This is a genomic window from Caballeronia sordidicola (assembly GCF_002220365.1).
Lineage (GTDB): Bacteria > Pseudomonadota > Gammaproteobacteria > Burkholderiales > Burkholderiaceae > Caballeronia > Caballeronia sordidicola_C.
In genome coordinates, this window is sequence record NZ_MTHB01000024.1 from 21048 (window position 1) to 38567 (window position 17520).

Annotated in this window: 16 protein-coding genes, 1 pseudogene and 1 riboswitch; all 17 genes and pseudogenes read right to left on the bottom strand. The window is 58.8% G+C overall.

Translation table 11 applies throughout. The features are described 5' to 3' along the window. Positions 1-23 precede the first annotated feature (23 nt). Positions 24-518, bottom strand: a complete 495-nt coding sequence (locus BSU04_RS03385) for a TadE/TadG family type IV pilus assembly protein (protein ID WP_089159264.1) — start codon at positions 516-518, stop codon at positions 24-26. Beyond that, the gene (locus BSU04_RS03390; protein ID WP_089159265.1) at positions 515-1426 is read right to left on the bottom strand and encodes a tetratricopeptide repeat protein; all 912 of its coding nucleotides are present in this window, start codon (positions 1424-1426) and stop codon (positions 515-517) included. The genes BSU04_RS03385 and BSU04_RS03390 overlap by 4 nt, the downstream gene beginning before the upstream one ends. Continuing rightward, positions 1423-2379 carry a type II secretion system F family protein gene (locus BSU04_RS03395; protein WP_089159266.1) on the bottom strand — a complete coding sequence of 319 codons (957 nt, stop codon included), beginning with the start codon at positions 2377-2379 and terminating at the stop codon, positions 1423-1425. Before BSU04_RS03395 ends, BSU04_RS03390 begins: the two co-directional genes overlap by 4 nt. Further along, complete coding sequence (locus tag BSU04_RS03400) at positions 2376-3350, bottom strand: type II secretion system F family protein (RefSeq protein ID WP_089159267.1); 975 nt, start codon at positions 3348-3350, stop codon at positions 2376-2378. Before BSU04_RS03400 ends, BSU04_RS03395 begins: the two co-directional genes overlap by 4 nt. After that, entirely contained in the window at positions 3347-4756 is a 1410-nt protein-coding gene (locus BSU04_RS03405; RefSeq protein WP_089159268.1) for a CpaF family protein, read from the bottom strand. The genes BSU04_RS03400 and BSU04_RS03405 overlap by 4 nt, the downstream gene beginning before the upstream one ends. Next, positions 4756-5976 (bottom strand): AAA family ATPase, encoded by a 1221-nt coding sequence (locus BSU04_RS03410; RefSeq protein WP_089159269.1) that lies wholly within the window; start codon positions 5974-5976, stop codon positions 4756-4758. Before BSU04_RS03410 ends, BSU04_RS03405 begins: the two co-directional genes overlap by 1 nt. Before the next feature lie 28 nt (positions 5977-6004). Then, positions 6005-6379: a CpaD family pilus assembly lipoprotein gene (locus BSU04_RS03415; RefSeq protein ID WP_089159270.1), complete on the bottom strand. Its 375-nt coding sequence runs from the start codon at positions 6377-6379 to the stop codon at positions 6005-6007. A 10-nt stretch (positions 6380-6389) separates the two neighbouring features. Continuing rightward, on the bottom strand, positions 6390-7835 hold the full coding sequence (locus BSU04_RS03420) for a type II and III secretion system protein family protein (protein ID WP_089159271.1): 1446 nt from the start codon (positions 7833-7835) through the stop codon (positions 6390-6392). Between the two features lie 49 nt (positions 7836-7884). Continuing rightward, a complete protein-coding gene (cpaB, locus tag BSU04_RS03425) occupies positions 7885-8847 on the bottom strand; it encodes a Flp pilus assembly protein CpaB (protein ID WP_089159272.1) in 963 nt (320 codons plus the stop codon). Positions 8848-8859: 12 nt separating this feature from the next. Next, positions 8860-9369, bottom strand: coding sequence for an A24 family peptidase (locus BSU04_RS03430; RefSeq protein ID WP_089159273.1), 510 nt, complete (start codon positions 9367-9369; stop codon positions 8860-8862). 73 nt (positions 9370-9442) lie between these two features. Continuing rightward, positions 9443-9619 (bottom strand): Flp family type IVb pilin, encoded by a 177-nt coding sequence (locus tag BSU04_RS03435; protein WP_089159274.1) that lies wholly within the window; start codon positions 9617-9619, stop codon positions 9443-9445. Between the two features lie 743 nt (positions 9620-10362). Further along, entirely contained in the window at positions 10363-11136 is a 774-nt protein-coding gene (gene cobF / locus BSU04_RS03440; RefSeq protein ID WP_089159275.1) for a precorrin-6A synthase (deacetylating), read from the bottom strand. A 34-nt stretch (positions 11137-11170) separates the two neighbouring features. Continuing rightward, positions 11171-13102 (bottom strand): TonB-dependent receptor domain-containing protein, encoded by a 1932-nt coding sequence (locus BSU04_RS03445; protein WP_089159276.1) that lies wholly within the window; start codon positions 13100-13102, stop codon positions 11171-11173. A gap of 437 nt (positions 13103-13539) precedes the next feature. Beyond that, a riboswitch (adenosylcobalamin (AdoCbl) riboswitch) is annotated at positions 13540-13690 on the bottom strand. 210 nt (positions 13691-13900) lie between these two features. Then, complete coding sequence (locus BSU04_RS03450; RefSeq protein ID WP_089159277.1) at positions 13901-14956, bottom strand: ABC transporter ATP-binding protein; 1056 nt, start codon at positions 14954-14956, stop codon at positions 13901-13903. Further along, a complete protein-coding gene (locus tag BSU04_RS03455) occupies positions 14956-15828 on the bottom strand; it encodes an ABC transporter permease (RefSeq protein ID WP_089159278.1) in 873 nt (290 codons plus the stop codon). Before BSU04_RS03455 ends, BSU04_RS03450 begins: the two co-directional genes overlap by 1 nt. Continuing rightward, a complete protein-coding gene (locus tag BSU04_RS03460) occupies positions 15825-16697 on the bottom strand; it encodes an ABC transporter permease (protein ID WP_089159279.1) in 873 nt (290 codons plus the stop codon). The genes BSU04_RS03455 and BSU04_RS03460 overlap by 4 nt, the downstream gene beginning before the upstream one ends. A gap of 19 nt (positions 16698-16716) precedes the next feature. After that, positions 16717-17145 (bottom strand): annotated as a pseudogene (locus tag BSU04_RS03465) (extracellular solute-binding protein); the annotation flags it as partial. Between the last annotated feature and the right edge of the window lie 375 nt (positions 17146-17520).

Genomic DNA, 17520 nt, shown 5'->3' on the forward strand with positions numbered 1-17520 from the left:
TCGAACTGTAGGGAGAGCAGTCATCATTTTTCGTTCTGCACGATGTAGTTGCGCTGGAAAGTCAGCAGTGGAATGCCGACCAGTTGAGGAATACCCGAGATGCCCGGTGTCGTCAGCGTGATGTTGTACGACACCACGTCACCCAGCGCACCAAGGCCTGCCGTATAAGCAGGAGTACCAACAGCGTTGTAGCTGCCGTAGTCGAGCTCGGTAATCGTGAGGGTCGTATTGGGCAAGCCGGTCCAGCCGCTCAAGATGTTCGACACAATCTGTTTTGCCTGCTGCGCACGCGTGCCCGAAGCAGGGTTGGTCGTCGTCAGGCCCACGCGGGACGCTGACTGAGCGGCCATCTGCACGGTGGCATCGATCATCATGTCAACCGCGAGTTCCACCGTGCCAAGCACGAGGACGAACACGAACGGCGCGGCGATCGCGAACTCGATTGCCGACACACCGCGGGTGTCACGGCAGAGCCTGGCAAGCAAGCGCACTAATCCGCGCGGGTCCGAAGCGCTCATCGCACACTCGACGCCTGGATCGTTGTCGCCGGGACCGCCGTGACCACCGAAGCACGATGATCTGCCGGGTAGTCCGACCGCGTGCGCTGGATGTCATAAAACCGCAGGTTGTCCTGTACCGATGCCTTCGGCAGCGTTTTTCCGAGGATTTCGGCGGCAGCCTCGTTATTCCCAAGCAGTCCATAGGCGAGTGCCAGATCCTGACGCGCCTGGGGGGGGGCGCCCGGGTAGCGCGTGACGTCGAGCAGCACATTGGCGCCCTCGCGCGGATTGCCGCCAAGCACCAGTGACAAACCCAGGTTCACGCTCAGCAGCGGGTCACCCGGATTAGCCTCCAGTGCCTTGCGCAAGACGGCTTGCGCACCCGCGTGGTCGCCCTTGAGGTCAAGTGCGGCGCCTAAACCCGCTGACGCCATTGGATCGCCGGGCACTCGGGCGAGCACACCTTGATAAGTCGAGATTGCGTCGTCGAAGCGGCGCTGGTGAATCGCCACTCGCGCGATGCCAATTCGCGGCCCCACCGCCGCAGGATCGAAACTGCTCGCTTTCTGGTAGTAGACGCCCGCTCGCGTAAAGTCACCCACTGCATAGAGCGTGTCGCCAAGTCCGGTCAGGCCCGGCACGGACGTCGGGTCCGCCTTCACTATCTTGTCGAAGAGCGAGGTCGCCAGCTCAATGTTGCCGGAGTCCAGGGAGGTCTCTGCGATGCGCAGCTCGCCCATCGTTCCGGGTGACGAATTGCGCAGCACCGGACGGGTCTCAGTCGCATGCTCCGTCGTCGTGCAAGCGGAGGTTGCAAACAGCGCTGTGCTCACGGCCGTGAGACACACACCTCGTGCCGCCCAGAGCAATGAAGAAACATTCAATGCCCGCGACGTGTCAGCGAAAAACAGTTCGAGTGATTTCATCTTGTATCTAGAAATGCGAGAAGCTGAATGACAGCGGGACCCGCCGCGATCACTACGACCGCAGGAAGAATGAACAGCATCATCGGCAGCACCATCTTCGGTGCGAGCTTGGCGGCTTTTTCTTCGAGGGAGACGATGTGCGACAACCGTTCCGTGCGAGACAAGGTTCGCAGTGCCTGCGTGATCGGCGTGCCGTAGCGCATCGACTGCGTCAGCGTTGAGATCAGCGCGCGGATCGAAGGCAGATCGATGCGTTCCGCGAGGCCATGCAGCGCGCGGGTGCTGTCGCCGGAAAGCTTAAGTTCGTCGGCGGCGAGCGAGAATTCATCGGACAGCGGAGGGCAGATCGTCGCGAGTTCATCGGCCACGCGCCGGATGCTGACAGCAAGGCTATTGCCGGCATTCGTGCATATCACAAGAAGGTCGAGCGCGTCTGGCAAAGAGCCGGCCATTTGCTTGCGCCGGCGTGATGCCCGGAACGCGATAATGTGTTCGGGCAGCATCATGCCGATCACAAAGGCGCCCATCATGGCCGTGCCGCGTCCGACAAAAAAGGATCCAATGAATGGGATGCGATCGCCCAGCATGACCGTAGGAATGGCGCAAAGCACGCCGACGAAGAACTTGACCGCTAGGAGAATTGACACCGCATAGTTGCTGCGGTAGCCGCTGCGGACCATTTCCTTGTGAAGTTTCGCGCGATTTTTTGCGTCGAACAGCGGTAGTTTGTCGCCAAATACTGCGAGCCGCCGAAAGAAACGGCGGCGAAAGCTATTCTCCGGTGCGTCGTCGAAATCGCTGACTAGCTGATGGCTGGACGCGACTTCGCGCACCCGCTCGGCGATACGGCCGCGCCTCCCGCCATGTTTGGTCACCCACCAGATTGCCAGCACGGCGAACAGGGCCAGCAGCATAAGCAGGTTGATCAGCGTTTCAGCGAGGGACTGGCTCATCGAGAGGTATCCAGTTTCGAAAGCTTAGTGATCAGAAAGAGCCCGAGAACTACGGAGATTACGGCATACGTCAACAGCTTGTGACCCGAATCGCTAGTGAACAACACCATCACGTAAGCACGGTTCAGGAAATAGAGACATAGCATGATGCAGATGGGGATGGCTGCGAGGATCTTTGTCGTGATGCGGGCTTCCGCTGTGAGCGCCTTCGTCTTTTGCCTGACCTCCCTCCGGGTCCTTACGATACCGGACAGGTTTTCCAGGGTCTCGCCAAGCTGACCGCCCGTTTCGCGTTGCAAGAGAAGGCAGACGCAAAAGAACGAGAAATCGGCGATTTCAATACGCCGCATTGCAACGGCCAGTACTTCCTGCAGATCTCTGCCTACCTGCAGCGAATCGCTCATCAGCTTGAACTCGCTTTTCAGCGGCTCGGGACACTCGTCGGCTGCCGATCCAATCACGTGTGTGACCGGCACGCCCGCCCGAACCGCGCGCACGATCATATCCAGGAGGTCCGGAAAACCGTTGAGGAAGCGCGTGCGAAAGCGGTCGACTAAAAAGCTGTATGCACGCATGGCCAGGAACAAGGGTAGTCCCGCGATCAAAAGCGGCTTTGCGAAACCAGGCAGCGGCATGTAGCGCGTCATGACGAGTGCAATCAACTCGCCGGTAATGGTTGCCGCAATGACGACGCGAATCCCGTTGTCGCCGGCGACGGTTCGCAACCGCGAGAGCTTGGGCCGCACCCAGGCACTGAGCACATTGTCTGTTTTATCGACGGTGAACAGGTCCGCATCGGTATTGACCGTCTTCTTGCCCCTGGTTGCCTCAATCGCGAACGATTCATGCATGCGAGTCTTGATCCGTGCATTCGGCTGCTTGCTACGCATGTCCATGATGACAAGCGCCATCATGCCGCAGAGAATCACGCCAATAAACGAGCACACAGTGAAGACGTCGATCGGGCTCATGTCCTCATCGCCTCCAGCAAGGATTCTTCCAGTCCGTAGTAGGCAGCGCGCGCCGAAAAAGCGGGCCTGACGGCAGCGCATTCGTACACCCCCCTAACCTCTTCGTTGTAGGCGCTCGCGTCATAGTGAAACGTGAACAGGTCTTGCGTGATGATGACGTCGCCTTCCATGCCGACCAGTTCGGTGATGCGGGTGACTCGCCGCATGCCGTCGCGCATCCGCTCGATCTGCACGATCATGTGGACCGCGCTCGCGATCTGCCTGCGAATAGACATCAGCGGCAAGTTGCCGTTGGCCATCATTACCATGCTTTCAAGCCGCGTAATCCCATCGCGTGGCGTGTTGGCGTGGATTGTCGTCATTGAGCCGTCGTGGCCCGTGTTCATCGCCTGCAATACATCGAACGCTTCGGCCCCGCGAGTTTCGCCAAGGATGATCCGGTCCGGGCGCATCCGCAGCGCATTGCGCACAAGATCGCGCTGAGCCACGGCGCCGAGTCCCTCGGCATTCTCCGGTCGCGTCTCCAGGCTCACCACGTGCGGCTGCACGAGTTGTAGTTCCGCGGCATCTTCAATCGTGATGGTCCGCTCGCCCAGTCCGATAAAATGCGACAACGCGTTAAGCAATGTAGTCTTGCCGGAGCCAGTACCGCCGGACACAATAATATTGAGCCGACAGGTGCTCGCGAGTTTTAGCACGTTCGCCATCGCCTCTGACATGTTGCCTTGCTGCGCCATGCGATAAAGCGTGATGTTGCGCTTCGAAAACTTACGAATCGAGATGGTCGCGCCGTGGATCGCCAGCGGAGGCAATACCACATTCACCCGGCTGCCGTCGGCGAGGCGCGCATCGACCATCGGACTGCTTTCGTCGACCCGGCGCCCGACACCCGCGGCAATTCGTTGCGCGACGTTGATCACATGGGCGTTGTCGCGGAACTTGTACGCGGTCAGTTCGAGCCGTCCGTGGCGCTCCACATACACCTGGTCTGGCCCGTTGACGAGCACGTCTGTAACAGATTCGTCGGCAAGCAGTGGTTCGATTGGCCCGAGACCGAACATATCGTTCAGCAACTCACCGACAATCTGACCTTGCTCGGATATCGTTATGTTCATGCGCTCACGCTCGGCAATGCCAAGCACCAACTGCTCGACACCCGGCTTCATCTGTTCGCGCGTTTTCCCGATAGCCACCGACGCATTCATGGAATCGAACACGCCGCTGCGGATAACCTTGAACATATCCGAGCGAACCAGCGCTTCGTTGCCTTGCACAAGTGCCGCGTAGGTTGCGGCCGGTTTTGCCACGACAGGATCGATGAGCGATTCGAGCGTCGCCATAGCCGAGTCCCCTTTGGTGGCAGCGGGTTCCGGCTGCGTTCGTTCGACCTGTTTTTGCCCGAACATCACGCTCTCCTGAGTCTTAACTTTTGCAGCAACGTGCGCTCGGCTGCCGCGTGCTGTCCGGTAAGGTCATTGGCAATCTGCGTGATCGATTGGTTGAAGCCATTAGCGGCTTTTTCCTTCGGCATCTCTCCGAGGTTTTCCGCGATCGATATGAGCTTCGCTTCGAACTGCACTTCTAGCAGCGCGTTGCGGCCAACTGCCGACATGAAATCGGCCGCGTCCACTTTGCCGGCGGTTGCCGCGTTGGGGCTATTCAGAAGCAGTGAGGTCGGCGGATTGTTGTCGCGGTCCTCGACATAGCGCAACAAGCGAACGGTTTGTCGTGTTGAAAATACGCTACGGTCGGCCACGAGATACACACGCGATGCGTTATCGAAGGCTTCAATCGCGAGCGGATCGACCAAATTTCCGATATCAAGGATTACATAGTGGAAGCTATCGCACAGCAATTGGAGTACGCGCTTCAGGGCACCCTCCTGGAACGACTTTTCGTCACCAAAGTCCAAGTCGGCGGACAGCACGAATAACCGGCTGCTCTTGGCGACAAGGGAGCGCTCTACGTATTGAGGATCAAGCCGGTGGACATTCTCAAGGACATCACTCAGGCCGTTGTTACTCTTGATACCGAGCATTGAATTCGCGGCGCCCCCATGCACATTCAGGTCGACATAAGCAACCCGACGATGCGTTTGCCCGGCAAGATGGCGTGCGAGATTCAGCGCCAGCGTGGTCACGCCCACGCCGCCCCGCGTCCCGGCGAACGCTATTGTCTTGCCAACGCGTGTGGACGTCACCTGGCTGACCTTGCCCTCTCCCACATTGACGGTCCGCTTGAGCAGTTCTACCGTCAACGGCTTCACAAGATAATCCCTGACCCCTAGTTTCAGCAGACTGCGGAACAAGCCAACGTCGTTGCGTACGCCTAGCGCTACAACCTGGACCGATGGTTCGCACACTTCTGACAGCCGGCCAAGATCGGACAACGGCATCGTGGAGCCGTGCAGGTCGACCAGCAGGAAGAGCGGCGACCGCTCGAGCTTCCCCACGTACGCGATCGCGTCGTCGATACCTCCAATCACAATATGCACGTGAGGCATCGCCTGTTCGAGCACGAAGTTTTTCAGGACCTGTTCCGTCGCACGGTCAGAGACAAACGCAATGAAGTCCGCGATGCGCACGTTGGCGCTGGTCTTGGCAAAGTTGAACCCTGTCGTGCTCATGGCGTGTCTTGATTGAGGGTTAAGCGCATCACTTGGAATCGCGCGACGTCGACGTGTCGAGCGGGATCACATGGCCAGTCTCGTAACGGTGCACTGCGCTCGCCGCAACTGCGGCATCCGCAGGTGCGAGCTTGCCTGGCGCCACCAGGTCTCGCGGATGCGCCACCTGCGCGGCCAGATTTGTATAGGTTGCGCAACCCCATTCCATCTCGGGCCGGTGCCAGCCGGCGTCCGTCAACACCGACGGGCGAGCCAGGCCGGCGCAGTCGGGTGGCACCGCGGACCGACCGTCGTAACTGATCGTTGACTCGTCTGGCATGCCACGCGGCGGCTTGAAACAGCCGCTGACCGTAGTTGCTGTCGCGCAAGCGAGAATGAACGTGAGGATTCTTGTGTAGTTCATGGCATCCGGCTTAATAGACGTATCCGGCCGCGCCGACAAGACGCGGCTCTTCAGCTTGAGATTGCGCGCCCGACGCCCGGTGTTTGAAGCTGTACTCCACGTCATTGCTCGGCGAGACGAGTGATTCGAGCGGTGTCCGCAGCTTGCCTGCTTCCGTCGGCTCGACCAGATACGGGGTCACCATGATCACCAGCTCAGTCTTGTTGTTCTGGTAGTTCGTCGACGAGAAGAGCTTGCCCAAAATCGGAATGGAGCCAAGGCCAGGAACCTGCGAGATGATGTCGTTTGTATTGCTTTGCAGCAGGCCGCCGATCACAAAGCTTTGACCGCTCGCGAGTTCGACCGTCGTGTCGGCGCGGCGCACGCTCAGACCGGGCACTGTGATGCCGCCGGTCGTCACGCTCACGGACGTATCGATCTGGCTGACCTCCGGGCGCACCTTGAGGCTGATGCGCCCCTCGCTTAACACAGTCGGGGTGAAGTCGAGTTTGACGCCAAACTGCTTGAACTCAACCGAGATCGCACCGTTGGTTTGCGACACCGGAATCGGAAATTCGCCACCTGCGAGGAAACTCGCCGTCTGCCCGGACAGTGCCACGAGACTTGGCTCGGCAAGCACGGTAATCAACCCCTCCTGATTCAATGCATCGACCAGCGCTTGAATATTTGTGTTAGCGGTCTGGAATGCGCCGAACAGCGAATACGCATTGTTGGACGGGAGATTGACCGGATAGGATCCGTTAGGAAGCTGCTGAGTCAGGTTATAGATCGGGCGGCCACTATAGATGCCAGCAAAGAAATTTCCGGTTGCGCTGCCGATCGCCTGCCAGTTTATGCCCAGTTGCTGCGTCACGTTCCGGTCGACTTCCGTGATCCGCACGCGCAATTGCACCTGCTGCGGCCGGTCGATAGTCATCCGGTTGATCAGCACTTCCTTTTCCGCCAGATACGGCGTAAGCGACTGCACAACCGCGTCGGCATCGCCCGCATTGAGAGCCTGGCCGGACACTTGTAGTGAACCATTGCCGGTGCTCAATTGCAGGTTCATGGACGGAAACCGTGCCGCGACCATGCCACGGAGCGCATCCATGTCGCGGCCGACCACAATTGTGCGTTGGAGCAGCGTCTTGTTGTTGGCGCCCAGTACATACAGTGTCGTGGTGCCTGCCTTCTTGCCCAACACGAAGACGGCTCTAGGCGAAGGTACATGAACGTCGGCGATCGTCGGGTCTGCCACGAACACCGAGGTCGCGTCCTCGCCGAGACGCACGAGTGTGCCCTTGCCGGCGGCGACATCGAGTGAGCCTTGGGCCGAGGCCGACGCGTCGACTGTCGAACCGACCGCCGGCTGCGGCCGTGCGGCGTATGCCGGGGCTGCGAGGATCAAAACCCCCACGTATAAGGCGCACTTCGACGGCCTTATCGCGTTGGCACGCAAACTGAACAGCAGTGTCATGACTTGCAGTCCTGGCGAATGGGTACAACGGCGAATGGCTCGCATAGGCTCACCGCGGCGTAGCGACAGTTGGCAGCGGCGGCATCGCGTCACCGCCGGACTGGGCGACACTCGACGTCGAGTCGGCTTTTTCGGAGCCCCTATAGACGGTCACTGATCTGGGCGTGGCAGGTAACACCATCCCGCCGGCCGTAACCGCGGCGGTATGCGCTTTGGGCAGGTCGCGCAGCGCGCGGGAAATATCGCCAGCCCAGACAGGCGCAGGTGTCACATCGCTGGCAGCGGAAGTGCCTCCAGACGCGGGCGCATACGGATTGCGCGACTCCGTCGCAAAGCTGCGCAATGCAAGCGACAAGCTGCCGAGCCGCGCAGCCACCGCCACGACTTCGCCCATGTGCGGGGTCACTTCGAGCGTCACGGTGCGAGCGCGCTCGTTGTGGTCCGTCGTGTCGCCGCTTTTTGGACGACTGATATCGGAGCCGGACGCCAGCACGCGAACATGCTCGACGACGGTTTCGCTCGATACCGCCAGATCGGGTGAGTCAGTCTTGCGGTCCATCAACTGCGTGAGCAACAGGTCGACGTAGTCGCCTGGCTGAATCAGTCCGGCGTTGCCGGAAACGTCGTCGACAGCAACCGATACGGCTCGCATTTCGGGTTTGAGTGTCGCGGCGAGGAAGCCGGGTGCGTTCGGGAGGATCACGTCGTCAGCGACGATGACCGTCCCGCTCGTCACCGGATGACGCAGCAGCGCGCCTTTCAGTTCGACCGCACCGGGCACGCCGGATACGATAGCGCCCTGGGCCAATGTTGCAGCGGGCACATCCTTCCACTTGATATCTTCGTCGCGCAACAACAAACCTTGTGGAAGATCTGCCGCACTCACGCGGACTTTCTCGCTGATGACGACCGCTGAAGAGGGTCGTGTCGCACTTGCGACGACCACGCGTACTATGAGCGCAAACAGGATGGCGCCTACAATCAGGATGACGAATTTAATGATGTTAGACATAGAGACGCCGTCCTATCGCGCCAAAAACAAAGGCAGTAAGGCAGGCAGCATGATGATGGAACCGCCGCCGAGCGCTAGCGCCACACCATAGGGCACACCACGCGCGCCTGAAAACATCGCCAGCGCTCGCATGGGGAGTGAGCGCTGATTCAAATCCATGTGTCGCGTGGCAAGACTGACTAGCGATACGAGCGTTCCGATCACGGAAATCAAGGTAAGCGTTGGCAGCCACAGAGCCGGGCCGGCCCACAGGAATATCATTGAAGCGAGCTTTGCGTCGCCGCCACCTAGCATCTTTGCAGCGAACAATCCGGCACAGACGACGAAGACGCCAAATGCCAGAAGCAGATGCATCAATACGTCGCCGAATGACATATGACTGATCAGCGCGTTGATGAAAAACAACGCACCAATTGGGAGAACTACTCGAGTCGGCAAGCGTCGGGTCCGCACGTCGACTATCGCTAGCCAAAGCAGCGCGCCAACCACCAGGAAGCGGATTGTAAGGGACGGCAAATACACAGCGTGGGTGTTCCTCAAAAAGGAAACCAATTGGAGATCCGGACCATGAAGTCCGAACCTCCCGAGAGTGCGATTACCTCGCCTGCTGCACCCCGATTGCGGTAAACATTCTCGTGAACATCGTTGTCACTTGCGTACCAAACGTAGCGGCCACGCCCCCAAGCGCCACGGCGACGATGCCAGCCAGAACCGCATATTCCATGGCGCTAACACCGCGCTCATCGCGAACAAACCATTTAAAAAATTTCATTTTTATTTTCCCCTAAGCTGATGGTTGGCGTCGGCTCGCGGGCTAGCTGCCCTCAAAGACCAACTGATCGTACCCAATGCCTCGATTTTCTAAGGAGCGGACTCAAGGCACATGTCGCCTCAGTTCAAACCTTAAATCCGTTGCAGGCACATCCTGTAACGGCGGAAAGCCGCAAAACTTTAGGAGAAAAGATTAAATAATTCGGGATGCAGATCGAGCAGTATGGTGGTTCACGCTTGGAGCTTTGACGTGGTTGAGCCTGCAATGAGTAAGCTGAAGGACGTTGAATAGTTGTTCAACGATCCATGTATTGAGAAAGGCATCCATATCAACACCTGAAACGGTGCCCGTAAAACGGTTTCAAGCTAATTGCTCATTTTTCGACTATTCCTCTGACAAAAGACACGTTCTAGGAACAGATCTAGTTCGACAAGCTTGCTGCCACACGGTTGGTCAGTTGCGTGAGTGTTTTTTAGTCATCTTCTCGTTCACGTTTCTGCGATGCGTGATGCCAGCATTGGAACTAAAGGCTAAGCCGAAGTCTTAGCGTGCGAAAAATCCGTTTTCGAGGCCCCCCTGCTCTAGCACGCCAATCTCTCGCATAAAGACACAACATACTCACCAAGCTTCGGCATTGGTTTGCTTGCCACCTGCCTGAAGCCAAGCGCCTCATAGCTTCGTATTCCGTTGGTCACGGTCAAGACCGCGATAACGTCGATTCCCGCCGCTCACCACGACAAACCTCACTTCTCCTCGCGAGGCGTGTTCCTCCGCATCAGATAACTATCCATGATCCAACCATTCGCCTTTCGCGCTTCTGCGCGAATCCGTTCGATATCGCCGACCACATCCTTGAGTTTTCCGGACACCAGAATCTCGTCCGGTGTGCCGATATAAGCACCCCAGTAAATATCGATATCCTGATCGGCGAAACGTTTGTAAGCCCCTTCGGCGTCCAGCATGACCACGACGCTGTCGACGTTGTTCGGAAAACCTTCGGCTATACGCCTTCCCGTTGTGATCTCGATCGATTCTCCAATGCGATTCAACGGTATCTTATGCTGTGCCGCCAGGGCCTGGATGCTGCTTATGCCCGGGATCACTTCATACTGGAGGTCGTGACATCCCTTCTTGACGAGCGAGTCAATGATCCGGATAGTGCTGTCGTAAAGCGTAGGATCCCCCCATGTGAGGAACGCCCCGCATTCGCCATCGGACATCTCTTCGGAGATCAATCGTTCGAAGACGACCTGCTTATCATCATTAAGATTCTCGACGCTCGCCTGATAATTCGCCACGTCTCGTACTCGCTCAGGACTGGTTGCTTCGGCGAAGCGATAGTCATTGCCCTTGATGAAACGACGGCAAATGTCCTTGCGCAACGCGATCAGCTTTTCCTTGGCAATGCCCTTGTCCATCACGAAGAAAACATCGACTTCGTTGAGCGCGTTGACCGCCTGGATCGTCACATAGTCGGGGTTGCCGGCACCAATGCCAATGATCAGGATTCGCTTCATAAATGTGACTCGCCAGGGTCATGGCAACAAGTAATTAAAAAGTGTAAGCGACCTTGCCGAACGCCGTCCGGCCCAACGTGTTGTAACCATATGCAGTCACGTATTGCCGGTTAAAGAGGTTCGACAAATTGGCGGACACGGTGAGATGCGAATTGACCTTGTATGCGGCACGCAGGCCGACGGTTGTGTACGACGGCAGGTACGTCGCGTTGAACTGGTCATCGTAAGTCGATCCTCCGTAAAGCAAGGAGACGCCCGTGCTCAGCGCGTGCAAATGAAACTCGTCCCACGTGTGATCGATATTCAAGCTGACGGTCTGGCGCGCACGGCGGTTGAGCCACGTCTGGTCTGTGACATCCTGCGGATTCAAAATACCGACCGCGAGACTGACCGGAGTCGATTTGCCAAGCGTGCCCTTGTACGACAGGTCGATGCCCTGGACGTGCGCGCGGCCTACATTCACAGGGAGAAAGGTCACCGAGTCGTAAGTGATGAGGTCATGCACGCTAGTGTCATAAACAGCGGCGGTAAAGGTGCCGAACGACGTGGCCGCGTCAAGCGCTGCCTCGACCGTATCGCTGCGCTCCTGCAGCAGGTTCGGGTTCGCGTAACCCGGGTAATACAGGTCGTTAAAGGTTGGCAGGCGGAATGCGTTGCCATACGAAACGCGTGCGGTATAAACCGGGGTAATTGCATAAGCGAGGGCAACATTGCCGGTATTGACCGACTGGCCCTGGATGATCTCGTGACGGCCCGCCAGGAACACCGTCAACGCGCCGAGCGTGACCGATTGATGGAGAGAGACAGCTGAATCGTTGCGTGTCGGTACACCCGTGGGGATGTCGACCGGCAGGAAAGCTTGCTCGCGGGTGAAGTCGTAGGCGAGCTTGGTCTCGCCAGACAGCGGCAAAGTGAAGAGCGTGAGCCCACGTTCCTGATGGGTCAGCGAAGTCGACGTGCTGAAGCGCGTCGAATCGATCTCATCGGTCGGGATGGCCGGGTTGTTCGCATAGAGGAACTGGCGGTCCGTGGTGTAACCGACAGACTGGTCAAACTGCGTGAACGGCGTGATGTCCAGATGAAACGCCACGCCAGTCGTCACCTGATGATCGAGCTGCCGGTTATCGCCGCCGGCATTATCGTAGGACAGGTCGGACCGGTGATAGAGGGCGAACGTGGAGATCGACCAGTTGTCATGCGCATAGCCCAAGCGCGCATCCACGTCCTGAGCGTGGTACGGGTTGCGGCCATCCTCGTGCCCGTAAGCCCAGGGCCGGGTCGCATCGATTCCCGCGGTATTGTAGTCGTGCAGGCCCAGGGAATAGGTCAGTCCGGCCAATGCCGCGAGTGGCCCCGTGGACGAAATACTGCCTGAAGTGCGGATCTGTGTATCGAACGTTTTGTTAGAACCCCCGCCTGTTGAAATCGTGGTCTGGTTGGGCTGGTTTGCCGCACGGTTCGTGAAGAGTTGCACGACGCCGCCCACTGCGTCCGCGCCGAACGAAGCCGCCGCCGGTCCAGAGATAACTTCGACACGGTCAAAGGCGGCGGTCGGCAGGTCGGCCCACTCGGCTTGGCCGGTGGTCGCAGAACCAACGCGGATACCATCTATGAAAACGGACACCTGACTTCCCGAAGATCCACGGATGCTGACAGAGGCGGAAGATCCTGGGCCACCGCTTTGCGAAATGGTCACGCCGGGCAGTGTCGCGAGGGCTTGCGTGATGCTCGGGTCACTGGGCGACAGACGGTCGAGATCCGCGCGGGTGAGGACCTGTGTCGAGGCGTAGCGTTGATCGAATGATTGCGGCAGGTGCTGCGTATCGCCGGTCACGAGAATACTCGGCAGCGTGGCTGCGGACGGAAGTTGCTCCGGCTGCGGCAACGACGAGTCGTCCGCGGCCTGAGCAACCTGCCATGCCGAAACCGTCAGCGCAGAAGTGAGGATGAAATGACGGAACTTCATACGGGGGAAGCCTTTTTATTGGAAGATCAGATGACGTGCTGCGAGCGCAAACGCAGCATGTCAATCTCGGATACCGGCAGTGACGGAACCCGTGCCCGTCTGTGTGAATGACAGCCCTGCCCGGCTGCGGCATCTGCAGCTCAATGCGATAACCTGCTTCGACGAGATCAACCCGCGAACACGCGCGGCGGCCAGGATATCGTCGAACTTGTGTGAGTTCTATCGCTATGCAGATGCCAGCTCATGCCTGAATCGTTGAGCTGCCAAACAGTGCTCCACTCCCCTGCGCGATAGATCACACCAGATCACGGAGCAAGCGGTCGGCAGGTTCGGTAGTGCGCGAGCTTATTCGCCGATGCGCACCACGCTGGATAAGAGAGTGGATGCTGGTCTGGCGGTAAGCCAGGATCGCGGGCAGTATTGGTTATCGGTCATATGAATATCTCCCGGGGAGTGCGCGCCCCAAAGTCAGAAAGAGGTATACGACGCCGAGGTCTGACTTCCGGTTTGCGCTGAAACCGGTCACAGTGGCGCGACCGCGCTGGATTTGCACCAGCTTCCACGGGTCGTATGCGCGCATTCTACTTCCGAATCCCCGTCCAACACTATTAAGTCGGCGTTCTCGACTATCTGCCGGCACGCATACTGCGCGAGCGGGAGACAGCAGCGTGGTCTCCCGAGATTAACCCGTAGTTTCCCGACACAACCTCGACGAGGCTGATCGCGCAGATAGCCAGCCTCGAGACTGTATCTCAGGTCAGCTTCGCGACGCGCGGGGGTGCGGCCCTTGAAGGCCCCTTAGTGAATCAGGATCGTGCTGTCGGGTGACCAACTCAACGTCACTTGCGAGCCGACCGGAATCAGGTCGTCGCCAGAGTTTTGCACATGGACCTTGAGCCGCTGACCGCACCAGTCGAGCATATAGGTTGTATTCACACCGCCAAAAACATGATGGGCAACCTGTGCCGTCAGCCAGTTATGCGTGCTCGGAGCGGCTTCACCTGTCGCACGCCGAAGCGCGATTTTCTCCGGACGAATCGCACACTTCGTCTGATTCGATATTGCGTAGCGCGATCCGAAACGAACCAGGCTGCCATCGTTGATGCGCATGCCGCCTGTCTCCAGTCGACCATTGAGGATGTTGGCATCGCCGAGAAAAGTCGCGGCGAACTCGCTGGCCGGTTGATCGTAGAGTTCGCGTGCCGTCCCCTCCTGGATCAATCGTCCATCGCGCAGGATACCTACACGATCACTCAACGTAAGCGCTTCTTCCTGGTCGTGCGTGACGAATACGGTCGTGATCGCGACATCGCGCTGGATGCGACGCAATTCGACCTGCATGTCCACTCGCAACGATTTGTCCAGCGCGCTCAGTGGCTCGTCTAGCAGCAACACGCGCGGACGCGTAACAATAGCGCGGGCCAGCGCGACCCGTTGGCGCTGGCCGCCCGACAATTGATTGATCCGGCGTGCGTGCAGGCTGCCGAGTTGCACGAGATCCAGTACCTCCCCCACCCGGCGCTTGATCTCGCTCTTGTCCACATGCCTCACGGACAACCCAAATGCGACGTTATCGGCCACATTCATATTTGGGAACAAGGCATAGTTCTGGAACACCATGCCGATCTCCCGCCGCTCCACCGGCAAGCGTTCAACCGGCTGATCGTCAATGCGAATCTGCCCGCTGTCCGGGAACACAAAGCCGGCAATCATGCGCAGGAGCGTTGTCTTGCCGCTTCCGGACGGTCCGAGCAACCCATAGAGGCCGCCCTCCGCGAAACGGATGGATACGTCGTCCAGTGCGCGCGACTCGCCGTACTGCTTCGATACCTTGATTACGTTGACTTCGGCCATTATTGCTCTCCACCAAATCGGTACAGCCGGGACACGATCAACATCGTGCCCATCGACACGACAATGATGATGGTTGAAATTGCGTTGATCTCGGGCGTAAAGCCCTTGCGGATCGCGCTGTATATTTCCACCGGTAGCGTGGTCTCGCCCGGGTCGGACAGGAAGTACGACACCACGAACTGGTCGAACGAGACGGCGAATGCAAACAAGGCACCCGCCACCACGCCAGGTGTAATCGCAGGCAAGGTCACGCGCCATGTGATCTGCCAGCCGCTCGCGCCAAGCGAACGGGCGGCCAGTTCCAGTTCAGGTGAGAACGTGCGCAAGCGCGCGCCGACCACGATGATCACGTAGGGCAACGCGAGCGCCACGTGACCGAGCAGGATGGCGTGCAAGCCGCGCCCGATACCGATCGCAAAGAAGAAGATCAGCATTGCGGTGCCCGTGATCAGCCATGGGATCGCCATTGGTGGGAACAGCATGGCTTGCAGGAAACGCTTGCCCGCGAAGTCGTATCGGAAAAATGCCAGCGACGCCATCACGCCGAGAATGGTGGACAACAGCGTGGTCCACAGAGCGATCTCGATGCTCCTGAGCGCCGCCGCCTTCAGCCCACCGTCCTCGGCGAGCGCCTGATACCAGTGCGTGGTGAAATGAAACGGCAATTCGTAGAGCGGCGACGCGTTAGCCGACATCAACGCCATGACCAGGATCGGCAGATATAGAAAGCCAATCATGACCACGACGTACCCGTAGCCGATCGCACCAAGCGCTGCGCCCACCCTCCACGTCCTGCGACGCGGGGTATGCGGCGCGTTGGGGACGGCCTGCGACTCCAGCTCGACCGGCCCAATGGTGTTGTCCTGCTTCATTTTTCCTTCCTCCGCCCGAGACGCATGCCGGCGAACAGGATTGCCAGCACGAGGGCCAGCAGCGTGAACGACAATGCAGCGCCAAGCGGCCAGTTGAATACGGCAACGAACTGGTCCTCGATGACGGTGCCAATGAACGTGCCCTTGCGCCCGCCAAGCAACCTCGGCTCCATGAACGCTCCCACCACCGGCACGAAGGTCAGCACGGCGCCTGCGAGCATGCCGGGCATGGCGAGCGGCAGGATCAGCCGGCGCAGGATGGTCAGACGTCCCGCGCCCATTGAACGGGCCGCTTCGATCAGGGAGTCGTCAATAGCCTGCAGGCTCAAATAAGCGGTCAGCACCGAATACGGCAGATAGGAATGCACCAGTCCAATCACGATCGCCGGATAAGAGAACATCAGGTCAGTGCTGACTGTCCACGGCCAAAGGTGACTAAGCAACCAGTCCACCAATCCGCCACTGCGCAGCACCATGTTCCAGGAGAATATCCGCACCAGCCCGTTGCTCCAGAACGGCAGGATGATCAGCAGGAACAGTGCTTCACGCGTGCGTCCGCGTATTACCTTCGCGAGCATGTAGGCGCACGGAAAACCGAGCACTGTGCAGATCAGCGTGACCTGGGCGCTGAGTCCAAGCGAACGCACCATCAGCTTCCGATACAGCGGTTCGTCGAAGAACGTCAGGTAGTTCTGGAACGTCAGCGACCAGGTGCCGCCGCTCGTCGGCACGTCGGACATGAAGCTGTAGAACAGCATGACCGACAAAGGCAGGAACACCGCAAGCAGGAGCCACACGTAGGCGGGTCCGGCCAGCGTCATGGCGCGAGCCAGAGGTCGGCCTTGCGGCGAACTGAGGGCAAATTTCATGGCACTTCCTTGAACGTCGTCAGTCGGCCTGGGCCTTGATCTCTTGCCACAACTGCAGATAAGCCTTGCGCTTGTCGTCAGTGATCGGCTCCTGGAACTGGATCCGCGATTGCACCGCCGGGTTTGCCAGTACCGCGCGGTTGAATGCATTGGCCGGCAACGCTGCCACCGCCTTGACGTTCGCCGAAACCGGCGCGCCGACGCGCGAATCCCACTGTGTGTAGAAGCCCGGATCGATCATGGTGTTGATGAAGGCTTTCGCACCTGCGACGTTATGCGCGCCCTTGGGAATCGACAGTGAATCCAGCCAGCCGATCGCGCCTTCCTTCGGGATCACGAAGGTGACCGGAAGGTTGAACTTGTTGCGAGCGCGTGCGGCTGAACCGCTCCAATACGTGGAGATATAAAACACCCCTGACGCCACATACTGATTCCAGTTGTGAACGGCGGTGAGAAAGTGCCTTTAAACGGCGGCGGCCCGCTTTAACACTGACTGAGACGCATTTCTAACTTTTGTCAGGATGTCGGTTTCTGCGGATGAGCGAGATGATATCGGCGCGACGAAGGGAGCCCGGAGGGCGAGTAAAGACGCGCCCGGGGCAACGATGCGTGCTGCTCTTAGTGGGTGACGCGGCAATACGGAGGGCGTAGAACAATAGCTTACCGCCGAAGAAACGGCCTGACACCGGTTCAAACCGCCAAGTCCACACCGATGTCAGACCCCACGCGTGCACGGAGCAAGGGTGTGCAATGAGTATTGCACGCTCAGCCGGCTCTGTCGATATCGCCTCGGCATTGACGGAATTCTGCGATGCCGGCGACA

Bases quoted from the DNA above. Each gene is read 5' to 3' on its own strand.
- BSU04_RS03460 (WP_089159279.1), bottom strand. From the start codon at position 16,697: ATGAAATTTGCCCTCAGTTCGCCGCAAGGCCGACCTCTGGCTCGCGCC.
- cobF (WP_089159275.1), bottom strand. From the start codon at position 11,136: ATGAAGCGAATCCTGATCATTGGCATTGGTGCCGGCAACCCCGACTAT.
- BSU04_RS03435 (WP_089159274.1), bottom strand. From the start codon at position 9,619: ATGAAATTTTTTAAATGGTTTGTTCGCGATGAGCGCGGTGTTAGCGCC.
- BSU04_RS03450 (WP_089159277.1), bottom strand. From the start codon at position 14,956: ATGGCCGAAGTCAACGTAATCAAGGTATCGAAGCAGTACGGCGAGTCG.
- BSU04_RS03400 (WP_089159267.1), bottom strand. From the start codon at position 3,350: ATGAGCCCGATCGACGTCTTCACTGTGTGCTCGTTTATTGGCGTGATT.
- BSU04_RS03415 (WP_089159270.1), bottom strand. From the start codon at position 6,379: ATGAACTACACAAGAATCCTCACGTTCATTCTCGCTTGCGCGACAGCA.
- BSU04_RS03390 (WP_089159265.1), bottom strand. From the start codon at position 1,426: ATGAAATCACTCGAACTGTTTTTCGCTGACACGTCGCGGGCATTGAAT.
- BSU04_RS03395 (WP_089159266.1), bottom strand. From the start codon at position 2,379: ATGAGCCAGTCCCTCGCTGAAACGCTGATCAACCTGCTTATGCTGCTG.
- cpaB (WP_089159272.1), bottom strand. From the start codon at position 8,847: ATGTCTAACATCATTAAATTCGTCATCCTGATTGTAGGCGCCATCCTG.
- BSU04_RS03455 (WP_089159278.1), bottom strand. From the start codon at position 15,828: ATGAAGCAGGACAACACCATTGGGCCGGTCGAGCTGGAGTCGCAGGCC.
- BSU04_RS03405 (WP_089159268.1), bottom strand. From the start codon at position 4,756: ATGTTCGGGCAAAAACAGGTCGAACGAACGCAGCCGGAACCCGCTGCC.
- BSU04_RS03385 (WP_089159264.1), bottom strand. From the start codon at position 518: ATGAGCGCTTCGGACCCGCGCGGATTAGTGCGCTTGCTTGCCAGGCTC.
- BSU04_RS03420 (WP_089159271.1), bottom strand. From the start codon at position 7,835: ATGACACTGCTGTTCAGTTTGCGTGCCAACGCGATAAGGCCGTCGAAG.
- BSU04_RS03410 (WP_089159269.1), bottom strand. From the start codon at position 5,976: ATGAGCACGACAGGGTTCAACTTTGCCAAGACCAGCGCCAACGTGCGC.
- BSU04_RS03445 (WP_089159276.1), bottom strand. From the start codon at position 13,102: ATGAAGTTCCGTCATTTCATCCTCACTTCTGCGCTGACGGTTTCGGCA.